The following is a 15,355-nucleotide window of genomic DNA, read 5'->3' on the forward strand; positions in this document are numbered from 1 at the left end:
TCATGTTCGGGTAGGCATGCATACCATCTTTTGAAAATTAAAAACATATCCTATGCGAAAAATATACCACTTAAGTACATGCACCACCTGTCAGCGTATTCTCAAGGAATTGGAACCTCTAAAAGGTGTAGTACTACAGGATATAAAAACGGAACCCATTACTCCTTCGCAATTGGATGAGATGCATGGGCTATCCAACAGTTATGAGGCCTTGTTCAGCCGTAGGGCCATGCTTTTTCGGCAGCGTAATCTTGGGGAGCAAAACCTGACCGAAAATGACTACAGGGATTTAATTTTGGGTCACTACACTTTTTTGAAACGCCCTGTGATTTTGGTTGATGGCCAGATTTTTATTGGAAATAGCAAAAAAGTGGTAGCGTCCGCTAAAGGAGCCATACACTCTTGAACAAGCGAACACTTGCCATATTAGCCGCCATAGGCGCCACTACTATCTATGGCATTAACCACACTATTGCCAAAGGGGTGATGCCTCATTATGTACAACCTTTTGGTTTTATTATGTTTCGCGTTGTAGGGGCATCCATTTTGTTTTGGATTATTTCAGTTTTTGGACCTAAGGAGAAAATAGAGAAAAAGGATTATCTGCGCATGTTGGTCTGTGCCATTCTGGGCATGGGCGTAAACATGTTGGTCTTTTTTAAGGGACTTGCCTTATCCACACCCATCAACAGTGCGGTTTTAATTACGATTACGCCTATCATCGTTCTAATATTGTCCGCCCTCTTGATCAAGGAAAAAATTTTTCCCCAAAAAGTTTTGGGTATTGCCATTGGTCTTCTGGGTGCTTTGGGGCTTATTGTATTTGGTTCCGAGATCAGGCAGGACGCACCCAATATCCCATTGGGCAATTTTTTGATTTTCATGAACTCGGTTTTCTATGGTTCCTATCTCATTGTGGCCAAAATACTGATTGCCAAATACCACCCGTTTACCTTTATGAAATGGTTATTTACCCTTGGAATCCTAATTTGCCTCCCTTTTGGATATACCGAAGTTATGGAAATCGATTGGCTCAATCTGCCTTTTGAAGCCATTTGGCGCATTGTTTTTGTGGTAGTAGGCACTACCTTTTGTACCTATCTCTTCAACATTTTTGCCTTAACCCAATTAAAGGCATCTACTTTAAGTGCCTTTGTATATGTACAACCGTTAATTGGAATTCTATATGCCGTTGCAACAGGAAAGGACAGCTTAACTACCATTAAGCTTCTAGCGGCATGTTTGGTCCTATTGGGCGTATATCTCGCCAGTAGAAAACCCAAACCGCAATTGACTTAAATAGATTACTTTCCTGTTCCCAGCTTCAACAGGGTATAAAACCATCTACAATCTGTAGATTTCCTTCCGTACCAATTGCATCAAATCCATATGCTTTTCCTCATACATCAATTTTCGATATTTTTTACGATCAAGTTTATCCACCAGATTCCAAATGGCGAGGTTAATTTCCGCATGTTCGGAAAAAAATCCGATCATATCAAAAATACGTGGGGAGGCATCGGCGGTAAAATATTTATCATACCCGTATTCCTTGGCGTAAAATAGAAATTCCACCGTATGGAGAAAATTTCGGGAACCTGAAATCAAGTCCCAATCAAAGTTAAAATCGTTGTCATTGGTGTGTAAGTAGTAATCCGTCCCCGTTTCCTCACAAAGGGCAATCACCTGCGCCGGATTTTCCTTGGCGAGCAGTGCATGGCCAAAATCAATAGTCACCCCTGTAGCCTGATTGCCCACATCCTTTAAGAAGAGTATGGTCTTGGCGCAATTGTCCAATTGGGCATGAACCCGGGTCTCATTGATCTTATATTCAATAAACAAAGGGATTTCCGGAAGATAATCGGCGGTCTCGGCAACCGAATCCACCATATATCGCCAGGCCTTGGGGTAGTCTACCTGAAAGAGATTATCGTATCCATCGGATAGGGGACAACAGGTCACCAAAGGCGCCCCGACGGCCTTGGCATATTCCTTGGCTTCCTTTATGATTTCTATGGCTCCTTTTCGTAAATCGGAATCCGGTCTTGAAAGTGCCCCGGGAACCCATTGGGTCTCCTTTTTGATATTGGCATTGACCGCGGCAAAACTCAAGCCTCTCTCTATGAACATTTTTTTGGTGAATTCCGCCTCTTCGGTTTCATAGGGATATACGATTTCCACCCCGTCCACCCCGGGAATTTTGACGACGAGATCTAAACGTTCCTCCAAGGAAGTAGGATTTTGATATTCCGAAAATCGATCTTGTGTCCGACCCAAAAAAGCGGTTATGATACTTTGTTTCATGTGTTTAAAATTTCAAATGCCCCCTTGAATACAACTTTGGTTTCCAAGGAAAGCACTGTTTAAATATATCGCTTACTATTCTTCAATTTTTGTTTCCCTTACAATATTGGGGTCGGTAAACTGGTCTAAAAGGTCGGTTACCTTTGTTGAAAACGAGTACATAACCGCCCCCCGTTTTCCTGCCTGAAACCAATGTTTGGTGCCCGGAGGTAATATTAATTGATCCCCCGGGGCAATGGCTATCTCATGGCGCATGGTGTAGCATTTTTCCTTTCCTCCCACTATAAAACCTTCTTTCATATTGTCTTCTCCAGGAATGTAAAAGGTAAGGTCTCCCCAAATTCCGCGGATAACTTCTTCCTTTCCCGGATCATCCCCTACAGGTGGATGCCAATGTTCAGGCTCGGTTTGGTAGGGAAGCAACACCAGAATCTTTGCGGCCATGCGATCCGTATCGAATAGGGTAAGGATTTGTACACCTTCTTTCTTAATATTGTTTAGACCAAAATCAGCAGCAGTGATATTCTTCTTGTCTTCTTCCGTTAGGTAAATTCCAGCCTCCTGAATCATCTCCAAGGATTTTTGGCACACTTCCTTAAAATCTTTTCTTGTAATCATTGATAGTCAACTTTTACTTAGGTAGGACTCCTTTATTGATTCGACTCGGTTCCAACAGGTCCCACTTGTTCCCGTATAAATCTTCAAACACGGCTACTTTGCCATATTCTTCTTCCTTTGGCGGCCTTAGGAAGTTAATCTTGCGATTCACCATTTTGTGATAATCCCTCCAAAAGTCGTCTGTAAACAGAAAAAGGAAGACCCTCCCTCCGGATTGGTTGCCAATACTTTGCCGTTGTTCTTCATTCGCCGCTTTGGCCAACAAAAGACAGCAGTCCTTGGCGCCCGGTGGCGCCAATAGGACCCATCTTTTTTCTTCACTCAATTGGGTATCCTCAAGAAGAACAAAGTCTAGTTTTTGAGTGTAAAACGTTATGGCTTCATCATAGTCCCTAACGACCAAGGCAATATGTGCTATTTTTTGCTTCATTTTAGTGTATACCCCTACTTTCTATTTTTCCGAATATCATTAAGGCCCATATCGTACTAGGCGTCTGTAGAGGCCTGTATTTTTAACGGCTGCTGCGGCCTTACCCTCATCCATAAAACTATTGCCAAAAGGTTCAGTCCAGCGGCCAGATAGAAAAACGGGACCTCCGTACCGGTTAGCTCCAACAAATAGGGAAATGCCAGAGCGGTCAAAAACGAACCTATATTTCCGGCCATATTCATGGTGCCGCTTACCGCTCCGGAGAATTGCTTTCCAACATCCACACAAACCGACCATGACGGGCTTAAGGTCATATCCGCTCCAAAAACCGCAATGGAAATGAGTATAATGGCCGGCGTAACCTCATCCATGTATACACTGGCGACTATGCCAATGGATGCCAGAAAGAATCCAATGATGGCAGGGATTTTTCGTGACAGGGCCCATCGGTTTTTCTTATAGATAGTATCTACGAGGAATCCCGAAAACCAATTTCCAAGTGCTCCAAAAATCAGGGGTGCGGAGGCGTAAAATCCAGCTTCCAATGCATCCAATCCATATTTTTCCTTAATATGTGGAAACAACCATGTTAAACAGAAAAAGAACGTAAAGTTGCTGGCAAAATACTGTCCCATCAACTGCCACATCGTTTTAGATCGGAACAATTTTCCAAAATCTATTCTGACCTTTTTCTCTTCCTTTATGTCCCTATTTGTATGTTCCCGAATGTAATTCACCTCGGACGCGGACATCCCCTCATGGTCTTCCGGATTGTCCCTAAACCAGAGATACCATAGGATACCCCATAAAATCCCTATGACCCCCAGCAATAGAAATGTCATGCGCCATCCGACTATATCCATCAGCCAGGCCACCATAGGTAAGGCAAAAGCGGCTCCTATACGACCTCCCGAAAAATTAATCCCGTTTACAATTCCCCGCTCCGATAGCGGAATCCAACTATAAATGGCGCGGGCCATACCAGGAAAGGCCCCGGCTTCTCCCGCTCCAAAAAGAAAACGGACGATCAATAAAGTAACATAATTCCAAGCGGCACCGGTCAGGGCCGTAAAAATAGACCATAAGGCCACCACCGCTGTCAATATTTTCCGAGGACCGTATTTATCCGCCAATAATCCGGCAGGTGTCTGGAATAAGGCGTAGCCCAAGGCAAAAATGCTCATGGCCCACCCCATTTGTGTATCGCTTAACTGAAGGGATTCCCCTACCGGGTCTTTAGCAACAGAGAGCAAAATACGGTCAAACAATACAATCATGGCCAATAGGAAAGTACCGAAGACCATTTTATACCGAGTAGGGACCATGGGTTTATCCCTCATTTTTTAGTTTTTTACAAATCAGTTGCTTTGATTTGTCCAAATGTTCTCTTATAAGACTTTCAGCCAGGTCGGCGTCACGATAACGGATGGCCGAAACAATATCCAAATGTTCCTCCAAGGTCTCCTGCGGTGGACGCACCAATCCGATCATATCAATACAGACGAGGAGATTTCCCTTCCGGAACAGATTATACAAAAATTCGTTCCCGCAGTTTTTTATGAGGGAATTATGAAACTCGCTATCCGCTCTTTGATAAGCTCGGGTATTGATTTTTCCTCTTTCAAAGGGCAATAGCAAACTCCGCAACCTATCTATTTCTGATTGGGTAGCCCTTTGTGTGAAGAGTCTGGTCGCCGTACTTTCCAGGGCTATTCGGCAATCGTAAATTTCAATGATTTCAACATCGCTAAATTCCCTGACAATGACCCCCCTTCGCGGTATGGATTTAATCAACGATTCCGACTCGAGCATCTGTAGGGCGGAACGCAAAGGAGTTCTGCTGATACCCAATTTGTCCGCTAATTGTTCCTGGACGATTTTTTGGCCAGGTAACAGCTTTTTGGAAACAATCATCTTCTTGACCTTCTTATAGGCCTGTTGACTCAATTCATCAGCCGAAATACGCATGTATCAAAAATACTAAATTTTGTATACGGTATACAAAATTTAAGTAATAATAATTTTGTTTCACCCCACTGTGTCCAAGGTTGTGGCTTAAACAGAAATAATACCATTAAAAAATGAAAAGTATATTATCCGTCTTTGATAGTATCAAATAGATTCAATTGGGAGTTAGCTTTTGGTTTGGCAAACCCATAAATACTTCGTCCCCCATATGTATAGGATTCCTCCCTTTCCTTTCTGACCAATGCATCAAAATTTGCATTCGGATGAAAACCCTTTTCTGCCTTTTGGGCCAAATCCGTAAGTTTATGAATGGCCTTAATTTTATCCGTATTGCCAATTTTTGCCTGTTGAACCGCATCCTTCAAACCGGAAATAGTCTCATCGTATACCCTGGTCGGCACCGGAAACGGGGTGGCATCCTTTCCTCCATGGGCAAAGGAGAAGCGGGCTGGGTCTGAAAATCGCGATGGCGTCCCATGGATTATTTCACTCACTAAGGTCAACGACTGCAAGGTTCGGGGCCCCATTCCCTTCAGCAACAAAAGCTCTTCAAAAGTTTTTGTTTCGTTCTCCTGGGCTAACCAGAGGATACTGCCCAAACGTTTTAAATCCACATCCTTTGCCCTAACCTCATGGTATGTGGGTACCAAAAGATGTGGTACTTCCTTCAAGATTTTATCAGGGTGCTCCCTGGAAATATCCAAAATGGCCTTTCGAGTAACTCCTGCCTCTTTATGTACCAAATTTAGAAGTGGACCCAGATTTTTACCACATACTGCCGTATGCGGCTCCTCCACAAAAGAGTTCAAGTTTCCGGAATGCCAATGATACCTTCTGGCCATGCCATTGGAGTTATGCATTCCCTGTTGGATTACGGACCATTTGCCGGTATCACTCACGACAAAATTGTGTAGGTAAAGATTAAAACCATCCTGCAAGGCTGTATTGTCTACCTTCGCACTTAGCTTGCTGCATTGGGCCAAATGGTTACCATCCAATCCTGTTTTATAACCCACCTCTATAAGTTCAATTGGGGTTTGAAGCGACTTCTTCCCTTTTCCACCGCATATAAAGATTCCCAATTCCTTAGAAACGGGATTTATTGCCTGCTTTAAGGCACGTACAACAGCGGTGGTTACCCCGGAAGAATTCCAATCCATTCCGATAACCGTCCCAAAACTCTGAAACCAAAAGGGATCGGCCAACCGCTCCAGAAAATCATCTTTTCCATTTTGGATGATGATGGCTTCTACAAGAGGCAAGGTAAGTTGCTTCATCCTGTTAAAGAGCCATGGTGGGATGGCTCCGCCATGTAATGCCAAATCTGCCGTACCTGAGCGCTGCATTGAAATATGGAATATTGCCAAATATATGGATTTTTTCCAATATTAAGTATCTACTACAGGGATAATTAAAGGTCTTTGGGCTCCTTGGCAAATTTTCGGGTATCCTCTTTCGTCAGAGTGCGATAGCTCTTTGGTTTTTCCGTTGCATTGAATACTCCAAGCAACTTCTCGGGAAGACTGATTAGTTTTCGGGATTCCAAGCTCATCCATGCTCCCATCATCTCGCAATGGGCCACATTCCTTCCTTTGGCATCATAAAAATTATGGTGGAACTCGAAGAACTTTCCATCCTCGCTCATCCCCATTACTTCTAGCGAGACCCGGATGGGTTTTCCTGGAAATACTTCCTTAAAATAGTACATATGCTCATAAAAAACGACAGGACCAATTTGATGTTTTGCCATCATCCTTTGGTCAAAACCCAATTCCAAGAGATAACTCATCCGGGCATGACTCATAAAATTGATATAGGCACTGTTGGCCAAATGCCGATTGGCATCAACATCGCTCCAACGAACTTCAAATTCCTTTAGATACATTTTTTCAATCTTTTGTTATGCGTGCATAGAAGTTTCAAAAATACATCCTTTTGGAAAAACAAAATCATAGCTTAAGTAAATTTTGCCGTCCCACTAGTTTTAGGAGTTTCATCTACGTGCTCGTGGTAAGGATTGGAAATACTGAAGCTAGTGTTTTGTTTGCGACTACAATTGTAAAGATGGCAATTAGTAACCCTAGTTGGCTGCCGGTAATCCCTGTAAAATGTGCCCTTGGTTTTACACGACCTAATCCTCCAAAGCTTCTAGCATTTGCATTGGGGAAAGGTATTCGAAATATCTTTCGGTCACCTCAAATTTTTGGTTAAGAACTATTATGGCGGGAAGGGAAAAAGGGTAGTTTTCCCGAGAGGCCAAAAGCAGCGGAATCTCATGGGTCGGGTTTCTTTTCTTTTTCAATTGATTGTTCACAAAAGTCTCCCCTCCAAATACAATCGTGTCCGTTGTCTCGGCGTTCATTTTTACGGCATAGTAGTCGTTGTTCAATTTGGAAATCACCCTGGAGTCCCTGAAGGCGGCCTTGTCCATTTTTTTACAGTAGGCACACCAGTCTGCGTAAAAATCTATGAAAACCTTCTTTGGTTGTGTGGCAAGTGAGTCTTCCAACTGCTCAAAACTAAGCCAATTGATATGATTTTCCTGAGCCCTTGCCGGGCATGAAAAAAGCAACATTATACAACAAATAAAACCAATTGATCTATAATTCATCATATCTTGTGATAAAGACCATCTACTTTGAGGCTATAATCAATTTTGGATATGCTTGCCATTGTCTCTCCAAAAAGTTAATCCCGCCATCAATGCAATTTACCAAACTTTAGCCCTAAAAAGAAAGCCCTTGGCGCATCGGGGCCATAAATATAGTCCGAGTCGCGCGTAGGACCGGTTTCAAAATCGTCCTGATAGCTATTGAAAAGGTTAGTTACCCCTCCTGAAACGGTAACCATAAAGGAATCACTGAAATCGAAGTGAGTTTCCAACTTAATGTTCAGGTCAAAAAACGCATTGACCTCGTTTAACTCCAAAAAACCCGTATCACTAATCACCCTAGGCACCGTCATTCCTCCGGTATATGTCCCCGTAATGTCCACATTAAAGGCTTCACTCGGAATCCAGGTCGTATTGAGGTATCCGTAGAAGTTGGGAACGCGTACAAATTCGTCGATGATGATGTCACTCTCACCAGGTGTACCATCACTTTCAAAAAGGATTTGGGGTTCGTCCCATTCGGTCCTTTGTACGGTACCTCCCAGTTGAAAGCGCCATTCCGGATCTGGGGAGACCCCTAGTTCAAAATTTGAGCCATATACCCGTGCTCCCTCCCCGTTTCGCACTTCCTCTAGGATAGAGCCATTCGCTAAAACGGCACCCGTGCTTACCAGGGTGAAAGGATCTTCCAATGTGGTATAAAAACCTTCCGCCAAAAAGTCTATTTGTAGCAAATCCACCGTTTTGGAATAATTTAAGGAAGCCGTAAATGCGTTCGAAAACTCCGTATCCAAATCATCGGAGAGGATGACAAATTGTGGTTCCCCCCCTACACTGGAAATGTGAAGGTCTTCATTAAACGTCTGGGGAGCCCTAAAGCCACGTGCATATCCCCCTCTTAAACGTATTTCCTCGGAAATCTGATAGGACAGGGTGAGTCTGGGCGAAAGTGCGGTCTGGCTCAAATCCAATGCCCTTTGAATACCCCCAATGGCATAGTCCCCTTTTACATTAACATTGTCCAATCTCGCCCCTAGTAGTGCCGTGAAATGGTCTGTGGGTTTCCATTCGTATTGCGCATAACCCCCCAAGGAATTGACACTTTGGTCCACCAGCCGGTTATAACCCGGAATCTGGTCTTCGGTAGTGCTATAATTGTATTCGGCACCGGCCGTAAGTACATCATTGTTTTGAAACGCCTTGGTGAACTGAAAACCGTTGACCCAGGCCAGGTCTTGGGTGGTTCCAAAAGCATTATTGGCCAAGAGACTGTCTTGCCGGGTGCGTGCTCCACCAAGTCCTCCGTAGTAACTATCCCGATTTGTGTAAGATGCGGAAGTGTACACTTGAAACTTTCTGGTATTGTCCGCACTGTTCACGTCATAATCTGCACCGCCGATAAACGTATCATGGTCGAGTTCTTCGGTAATATCGGTGAATTGCGGTGCCAGATCCAGACGGTCACCTCCTCTTCGGTACTCCCGAATCGCGTTGAGGTTTATGGATAACCTGCTTCTATCCGAAGGCTTTACAAAGGCTTTAGCTCCTACCGTAGTATTCCGCAATTCTACCAATTCCGTAAAGCCATCGTCGTTGGCGTCGTAAGATTCCCGATTTCTATAGGCTCCGAAAATAGTAACCCCACTGTTGAGGTCATCGGCCACTATAGAGCCATTGAAGTTAAGGATACGATCTAGGGCATCTCCATCTATCAAAGCCATATTACTCCCTATTTCCCAAGTGTTCAAAACGGGGTCTTTTGTAATAATATTAACGGTGCCAGCTATAGCATTGGAGCCATAGAGTGCCGAACCCCCACTGCGTACAACCTCAACACGCTCAATGATGTTGGTAGGAATCTGTTCCAACCCGTAAACTCCCAAAAGTGAGGTAAATATGGGCCGACTATTGAGCAGTATTTGGGTATAGGCACCATCCAATCCGTTAAGGCGTACTTGCGTAAACCCACAGTTTTGACAGTTGGTCTCCACTCTAACGCCCGGGGCAAAATTGAGACCTTCGGCTACAGTAATAGATTGTGTGGCGGTCAACAACCGTGGTTTTAATGAGGACACCACAACCGGGGCATTCCTTCGTTCTACTCGATTTCGTGTGGCACTGATAACCACCTCTTCAAGGCCCAGGACATCTTCCAAGAGCTCAAAATCAACTTCTTGGTCCGTATTTGCCGCAATGGTCAGCTCTTTTTCCTGGGTCCGAAAGCCTTGTGCCTGTACTACAAGGGTAATATCTCCTGTCGGCACATCCAAACGATAGTTGCCATCCACATTGGCATTGGTTCCTTCGGTTCCACCTTCAACATAGACGCTGGCAAAAGGTACCGGTTCTCCTTTGCTAATGACCTTGCCCGATATGGAAACAGTCTGCGCGCAAAGAAAGTTACCAAATGCTACTAAAAGGAATAGAAGGAGAAAATGTAGGTTTTTCATATTAGAAATTCATTTAAAAATACTTGGAAAGGACACACTTCATACTATAATCATCGAGGAGTCTCTTACAATTTTGTTTATTCGAATTTATTATTTAGACAAATCTAAATAATTATTTTGGGATATAAAATACATTTTTGTTGTTGAAATAAATTTAACATTCACATGACCTTGGGCTGAAAGCATTGGAGTAACCAACAAGATTAGGTAACATGTGTTCTTCATAGGCGTAACTCCTGTTCTGGCCGCAATTTTATTAAGATTAACTTTAAATAAGGTTACCTAATTGTAAATAATCTTCAAATAGTATCAAGGCGAATAGGTTATAGGAAGCTTTTTTATTCCAGTGCATATGCCCTTTGTAAGGGCCATTGATCATCATAGCCATTTTCCCATCTCCCAGTAGACAGTTCCTTCTCCCTTAGGAGACAAGCATTTAGTTCAGCAGTAATATTTGCTTCGTCCATATTCTGACCAATAAAGACAATCTCATTCTTTCGGTCTCCAAATATCTTGTCCCATCCCAATTCAATTTCCCTTTGGTTTTCTATGAACGCCAAATACTGTGTGCGTTTTTGAAAAGGCATGCTACTCCACCATACTCCGGCGCTATCTGGCTGTAGCGAACCTCCTGCCTGATTCCATATCAAAGCTTGTTCAGGACGGGAAGCAATCCAAAACAAACCTTTGCTCCGTATAATCGTCTTTGGGAATTTATGATTAACATAGTTCCAAAAACGTTCTGGATCAAATGGTTTTTTGCTTCTGTACACAAAGGAACCGATCCCATATTCCTCGGTTTCCGGGGTATGTTCTTCCTTATCCAGTTCGTCTATCCAACCAGCGCTTTGTTCCGCTTCCTCAAAATCGAAAAGACCTGTATTGATTATTTCCTTGGGGTCTACCTTGCTAAAGGTAGATTCAATAATTTTAGCGGAAGGGTTCAGCTTATGAAGGATCGCTTTTAGAATACCCAAATGTTCCTCACTAACCAAATCGGTCTTATTCAAAAGAATCACATTGGCAAATTCGATTTGGTCGGTCAATAAATCTACAATGGTTCTAAAGTCTCCTTCAATATCCGTGAGGTTCCTATCAATTAAAGTTTCCGGACTTCCAAAATCCTTGAAAAAGTTGAAGGCATCCACTACCGTTACCATGGTATCCACGTAGCTAAAACGGGATAGGTCAATACCACTTTCTTCGTCAACAAAGGAAAAGGTCTGGGCTACCGGTATAGGCTCGCTAATGCCAGTACTTTCAATAAGAAGGTAGTCGAATCTGTTTTCTTGGGCCAAACGCTCTACTTCAATCATCAAGTCTTCACGAAGGGTACAACAGATACATCCATTGCTCATTTCCACCAGTTTTTCCTCGGTCCGGGAGAGTGTATTTTCGTTTTTTACCAATTGGGCATCCACGTTCACCTCACTCATATCATTAACAATAACAGCTACCCTTAGACCTTCCTTATTATGGAGTACATGGTTGAGCAAGGTCGTTTTCCCAGCGCCAAGAAACCCGCTTAATACGGTTACAGGAAGTTTGTTTTTTACTAGCATGTTCTTTTAAACCAATTTAGTATGGCCTGTAAATGTCGTTTATTCTGACTACCTTGAAAATTACATTTCGATTTTCACGATTTTAGAGCCTCCTCCATATATATTCTCCAATGTAGAGGTAAGGGTTTGTTTCTTGCCCACTTAATGCAACCGAGTTGCAAAATTAAATGATTTGCTTGTAAATGCAACCGTATTACAATAAATTTGCGTGATGGGAATAATCAGAAAGACAAAATCGGTAGATGCCTTACTTCACCTGATTGAGCAGACCGATCAGGCCCTGTCCGTGGTTGAACTTGTGGACAAGCTCCAATTGGAAATGAACAAGACCACGGTGTACCGAATTCTTGATCGATTGGAAGATGATGGTACGCTTCATTCCTTTATAGGCAGGGATGGGTTGAAATGGTATGCCAAGTGCAAGGGATGTTCACCTTCACACCATTTGGACGCCCATCCTCATTTTCAATGTAGGGATTGTGGAAAAACCGTGTGCCTGCCCATGGAAGTTTCGATTCCGACCGTTCCCAACCATAAGATTGAATCCGTTTCGCTCTTGTTGATAGGTAGCTGTGAAGATTGTATTTCCTAGTATTGACAGCAATCAATACATGGATAGTGCAGTTCCTTAAAAAGTTCCGTGTGTTCTGAAGATCTAAGAATGGTGCATTATGAGACTTGTGTTCCTGGTGTTTTATTATATCTGCATTGAAAAAGTCGCCATATAGACCATAAGAAAGGCAGAGTGTCATATGGTTTGGGTGAATTGGGCATTTTCTTCCGGGAAAAATGCGGGAAGATTATTCCTTCAATAAGAGACATTGAAAAGGAAAAGATTGGGGTTTTTTAATACTTAAAAAAAAGATAATGATATTAAGTGGTTTGGAAATAGCGGCCCGAATGGGTAAGGATATCAGTATTGAGCCTTATGATCCCGCACAACTTAACCCTAATAGTTATAACCTACAGCTTCATGAGGAACTGTTGGTATATGATGCTCCCGTGTTGGATATGAAACTGGAGAACAAGGTATCCAAGCTTACCATCCCGCCTACCGGACTACGTTTAAACCCTGGCAAGCTCTATCTAGGCCGTACACTGGAGCATACCCGTTCCGATAAGCTAGTGCCTATGCTAGAGGGCAGAAGCAGTATTGGTAGGCTAGGTATGTTCGTACATGTAACGGCAGGCTTTGGTGATGTAGGTTTTACGGGGTACTGGACCTTGGAAATATTCGTGGTGCAACCGCTTATTATTTATCCTAATGTGCAGATTTGCCAAATTTATTACCATCATATAGATGGTAATTACACGACCTACAGTAACGGAAAATATCAAGACAATACGGGCATACAGCCTAGCAAACTTTATCAGGATTTCAAATAACAAGTACGATCTGTCGTATGAAACGCCAAAGAAAACCATACTTTGGTACCCGTATGCCAGTGAACTATTCCTAAGGTTTTCTACCAAGTCTAAGGAATGACTTAGTCATAAAACAAACTTGTTGTAGGAAACGCATGCTTCTCACCGTTTTCGAGCAACCCCGTTTCCAAGTTATGCCCATGATGATTGTCAAAATAACGCACTTCAATCCTGTGATATCCCTTTTTAAGATAAATGCCGCCATTTACTAATCGCATTGAGTGATCACCATCATTATCCACCACAAGAATATCATTGATCAACAATTTAGAACCATCATCCGAACGGGTAAAAAAGTGATATACCCTGCTCTGCTCCGCGTAATAATATCCGCTAAACACCACGCCCCAAGAATCTTCCCGTTTATTGAGCCCCTTAATGTCAAAACCTTTCACTTTCCCCTTCGCCAAGACAGAAAGGCTCTCAAAATCGGGCAATTTTTTCCACTCGCCCTCATAATATTTATAGGAGATGCCCTGCTTTAATTTACCGGTTTTCAGTGCCTTTGATATTGGTACATGTACAATGTTTTTGGTCAATACCCTACTTGTGTTTCCGTTTTTATCAACGGCAATGGCCTTTAAAACAGTGGTTTTATAAATACGTACGGGCTTGGTGTACCGGGTCGATTCGGTTGTAGGCCTACTTCCATCAAGCGTATAAAAGATTTCGAGGTTTTCAAACCCCCCTTCCAACGAAAACGAAGTCTGTTCAAAAAACTCGTTTTCCGCAGCTTTTACAATCGGGGCAGGTGGTTGTACCACAACGGTATTGTCTTCTTTGGTCAGCTGAAAGGTATCGAACAAACGTCCTTCGATATCAATGGCCTTAAAGATGACCGTTTTGTTGAAAATGGTAAACGTACAATAGTGATAGACCGGACGCTGCTCCAAACTGAACCAATTCCGTGTGGGAGCAAACCCTTCAATTGGACCTCCGGCCCCTCCTGAGTTGATGTAAACCACACCGTTCTCCTGATCGACCATGTTATCCTTAATAGGCCAAGTTCGCTCATACATATGTACATGGCCGTACAAACAAAAATCTACCCCGTATAACTCGTATAAGGGAACTAGGTCTCGGATAGCCGTAACACCGTAAGTGGATAATCCAACATAGGTATCCCCATTATCGTTCTCCTCCGAACTATAGGGCGGATGATGATGCATTGTGATTTTCCAAGTGGCGGTCGATTTTGCCAAGGCCTGTTCCAGCCAATTGTACTGTTCTGAATTTTCGGTAACATCGCGATTAGTATCGATTACAAAAAACTCGGCATTGCCATAAGTAAAGGAATAATAATATTCCGGCTTCGGGTTAGCCATGTACTGGTAATAATATTCTGAATCGTTTTCGTGATTTCCCAGGGCCGTATACATAGGAATGCGACTCATTAACTGATGACCATCGGGTAAGAATTGTTCGGTCCAATCGGTAACCCTCAGTCCATTGTCGACCAAATCCCCAACATGGACCACAAAATTTGGTCTGCTGTTCCATACCCTTTCCGAAATTCGCCTCCACACGATCGTATCTTTTACTTTTCTTTGGTTTCTTTGGGAGTCGCCGACCAAAGCGAAGGAAAAAGCGGTGTTTTCCTTTACATTGGTCTTAAAGGTCGACACCGGGCTCGATAGGGTATTTCCATTTTCCGATGTAATGTCGACGCTCCAGAAATAGTTGGCTTCAGTGTCCAAACCAATAAGTTCTATTTCATGCATGGTTTTATGGCCTTTGTCCGAAACACTCAATGACAAATTGGGAACTTTTGCGTTGGCCAATGCATTTCCATAACGAACAACGGCCCTTGTGGGCTCTTCGGTTTCAAATAGAATTCGCATGCTGGTCTTGGTCGCATATTGAAGATATGGCTTCACCTTGAACTCTTGGGCACTTAGTTTGGGAAACAAAACCCCTAAAACAAGGAGTATGGCTAGTTCTTTTTTCATTGGTCAATAGGCTTTAACAAGTAATATATCTGAAAATA

Annotated in this window: 15 protein-coding genes; 4 read left to right on the forward strand and 11 right to left on the reverse strand. The window is 43.0% G+C overall.

Annotation, left to right across the window (positions count from 1 at the left end):
• Positions 1 to 52: 52 nt before the first annotated feature.
• Together Q0993_RS11600 and Q0993_RS11605 are read left to right on the forward strand one after the other, a co-directional pair.
• Positions 53 to 406, forward strand: a complete 354-nt coding sequence (locus Q0993_RS11600) for an arsenate reductase family protein (RefSeq protein ID WP_299533153.1) — start codon at positions 53 to 55, stop codon at positions 404 to 406.
• Entirely contained in the window at positions 403 to 1,299 is an 897-nt protein-coding gene (locus tag Q0993_RS11605) for a DMT family transporter (protein WP_299533156.1), read from the forward strand. Before Q0993_RS11600 ends, Q0993_RS11605 begins: the two co-directional genes overlap by 4 nt.
• Before the next feature lie 45 nt (positions 1,300 to 1,344).
• Here Q0993_RS11605 and Q0993_RS11610 read toward each other — a convergent pair whose 3' ends face one another.
• From Q0993_RS11610 to Q0993_RS11655, 10 genes are all read right to left on the reverse strand, one after another.
• Positions 1,345 to 2,304 (reverse strand): sugar phosphate isomerase/epimerase, encoded by a 960-nt coding sequence (locus Q0993_RS11610; protein WP_299533159.1) that lies wholly within the window; start codon positions 2,302 to 2,304, stop codon positions 1,345 to 1,347.
• A 75-nt stretch (positions 2,305 to 2,379) separates the two neighbouring features.
• Entirely contained in the window at positions 2,380 to 2,922 is a 543-nt protein-coding gene (locus Q0993_RS11615; RefSeq protein WP_299533161.1) for a D-lyxose/D-mannose family sugar isomerase, read from the reverse strand.
• A gap of 13 nt (positions 2,923 to 2,935) precedes the next feature.
• Positions 2,936 to 3,352 carry a VOC family protein gene (locus tag Q0993_RS11620; RefSeq protein ID WP_299533163.1) on the reverse strand — a complete coding sequence of 139 codons (417 nt, stop codon included), beginning with the start codon at positions 3,350 to 3,352 and terminating at the stop codon, positions 2,936 to 2,938.
• A 56-nt stretch (positions 3,353 to 3,408) separates the two neighbouring features.
• Positions 3,409 to 4,692 (reverse strand): MFS transporter, encoded by a 1,284-nt coding sequence (locus Q0993_RS11625; RefSeq protein WP_299533166.1) that lies wholly within the window; start codon positions 4,690 to 4,692, stop codon positions 3,409 to 3,411.
• Positions 4,682 to 5,320, reverse strand: a complete 639-nt coding sequence (locus Q0993_RS11630; protein ID WP_299533169.1) for a GntR family transcriptional regulator — start codon at positions 5,318 to 5,320, stop codon at positions 4,682 to 4,684. The genes Q0993_RS11625 and Q0993_RS11630 overlap by 11 nt, the downstream gene beginning before the upstream one ends.
• Positions 5,321 to 5,445: 125 nt before the next feature.
• Positions 5,446 to 6,687, reverse strand: a complete 1,242-nt coding sequence (locus tag Q0993_RS11635) for a DUF763 domain-containing protein (RefSeq protein ID WP_299533171.1) — start codon at positions 6,685 to 6,687, stop codon at positions 5,446 to 5,448.
• Positions 6,688 to 6,731: 44 nt separating this feature from the next.
• Positions 6,732 to 7,205, reverse strand: a complete 474-nt coding sequence (locus Q0993_RS11640; protein WP_299533173.1) for a thioesterase family protein — start codon at positions 7,203 to 7,205, stop codon at positions 6,732 to 6,734.
• 246 nt (positions 7,206 to 7,451) lie between these two features.
• Positions 7,452 to 7,895, reverse strand: coding sequence for a thioredoxin family protein (locus Q0993_RS11645; protein WP_299533175.1), 444 nt, complete (start codon positions 7,893 to 7,895; stop codon positions 7,452 to 7,454).
• Between the two features lie 125 nt (positions 7,896 to 8,020).
• Entirely contained in the window at positions 8,021 to 10,381 is a 2,361-nt protein-coding gene (locus Q0993_RS11650) for a TonB-dependent receptor (protein WP_299533178.1), read from the reverse strand.
• Between the two features lie 338 nt (positions 10,382 to 10,719).
• On the reverse strand, positions 10,720 to 11,943 hold the full coding sequence (locus Q0993_RS11655) for a GTP-binding protein (RefSeq protein ID WP_299533180.1): 1,224 nt from the start codon (positions 11,941 to 11,943) through the stop codon (positions 10,720 to 10,722).
• A 211-nt stretch (positions 11,944 to 12,154) separates the two neighbouring features.
• Between Q0993_RS11655 and Q0993_RS11660 the strand changes: the two genes are divergently transcribed.
• Both Q0993_RS11660 and dcd read left to right on the forward strand, forming a co-directional pair.
• Entirely contained in the window at positions 12,155 to 12,535 is a 381-nt protein-coding gene (locus Q0993_RS11660; protein WP_299533183.1) for a Fur family transcriptional regulator, read from the forward strand.
• 275 nt (positions 12,536 to 12,810) lie between these two features.
• Positions 12,811 to 13,329 (forward strand): dCTP deaminase, encoded by a 519-nt coding sequence (gene dcd, locus Q0993_RS11665; protein ID WP_299533185.1) that lies wholly within the window; start codon positions 12,811 to 12,813, stop codon positions 13,327 to 13,329.
• A 101-nt stretch (positions 13,330 to 13,430) separates the two neighbouring features.
• Here the strand turns inward: dcd and Q0993_RS11670 are convergent, their stop codons facing one another.
• Positions 13,431 to 15,317, reverse strand: a complete 1,887-nt coding sequence (locus Q0993_RS11670; protein ID WP_299533187.1) for a metallophosphoesterase — start codon at positions 15,315 to 15,317, stop codon at positions 13,431 to 13,433.
• Between the last annotated feature and the right edge of the window lie 38 nt (positions 15,318 to 15,355).

Source organism: Ulvibacterium sp., assembly GCF_028285715.1.
Taxonomy (GTDB): domain Bacteria; phylum Bacteroidota; class Bacteroidia; order Flavobacteriales; family Flavobacteriaceae; genus Ulvibacterium.

Excerpts from the sequence above, each read along its gene's own strand:
- Q0993_RS11610 (WP_299533159.1), bottom strand. The coding sequence starts at position 2,304 with ATGAAACAAAGTATCATAACCGCTTTTTTGGGTCGGACACAAGATCGA.
- Q0993_RS11625 (WP_299533166.1), bottom strand. The coding sequence starts at position 4,692 with ATGAGGGATAAACCCATGGTCCCTACTCGGTATAAAATGGTCTTCGGT.
- Q0993_RS11655 (WP_299533180.1), bottom strand. The coding sequence starts at position 11,943 with ATGCTAGTAAAAAACAAACTTCCTGTAACCGTATTAAGCGGGTTTCTT.
- dcd (WP_299533185.1), top strand. The coding sequence starts at position 12,811 with ATGATATTAAGTGGTTTGGAAATAGCGGCCCGAATGGGTAAGGATATC.
- Q0993_RS11620 (WP_299533163.1), bottom strand. The coding sequence starts at position 3,352 with ATGAAGCAAAAAATAGCACATATTGCCTTGGTCGTTAGGGACTATGAT.
- Q0993_RS11645 (WP_299533175.1), bottom strand. The coding sequence starts at position 7,895 with ATGTTGCTTTTTTCATGCCCGGCAAGGGCTCAGGAAAATCATATCAAT.
- Q0993_RS11630 (WP_299533169.1), bottom strand. The coding sequence starts at position 5,320 with ATGCGTATTTCGGCTGATGAATTGAGTCAACAGGCCTATAAGAAGGTC.
- Q0993_RS11600 (WP_299533153.1), top strand. The coding sequence starts at position 53 with ATGCGAAAAATATACCACTTAAGTACATGCACCACCTGTCAGCGTATT.
- Q0993_RS11670 (WP_299533187.1), bottom strand. The coding sequence starts at position 15,317 with ATGAAAAAAGAACTAGCCATACTCCTTGTTTTAGGGGTTTTGTTTCCC.
- Q0993_RS11660 (WP_299533183.1), top strand. The coding sequence starts at position 12,155 with ATGGGAATAATCAGAAAGACAAAATCGGTAGATGCCTTACTTCACCTG.
- Q0993_RS11650 (WP_299533178.1), bottom strand. The coding sequence starts at position 10,381 with ATGAAAAACCTACATTTTCTCCTTCTATTCCTTTTAGTAGCATTTGGT.
- Q0993_RS11640 (WP_299533173.1), bottom strand. The coding sequence starts at position 7,205 with ATGTATCTAAAGGAATTTGAAGTTCGTTGGAGCGATGTTGATGCCAAT.
- Q0993_RS11615 (WP_299533161.1), bottom strand. The coding sequence starts at position 2,922 with ATGATTACAAGAAAAGATTTTAAGGAAGTGTGCCAAAAATCCTTGGAG.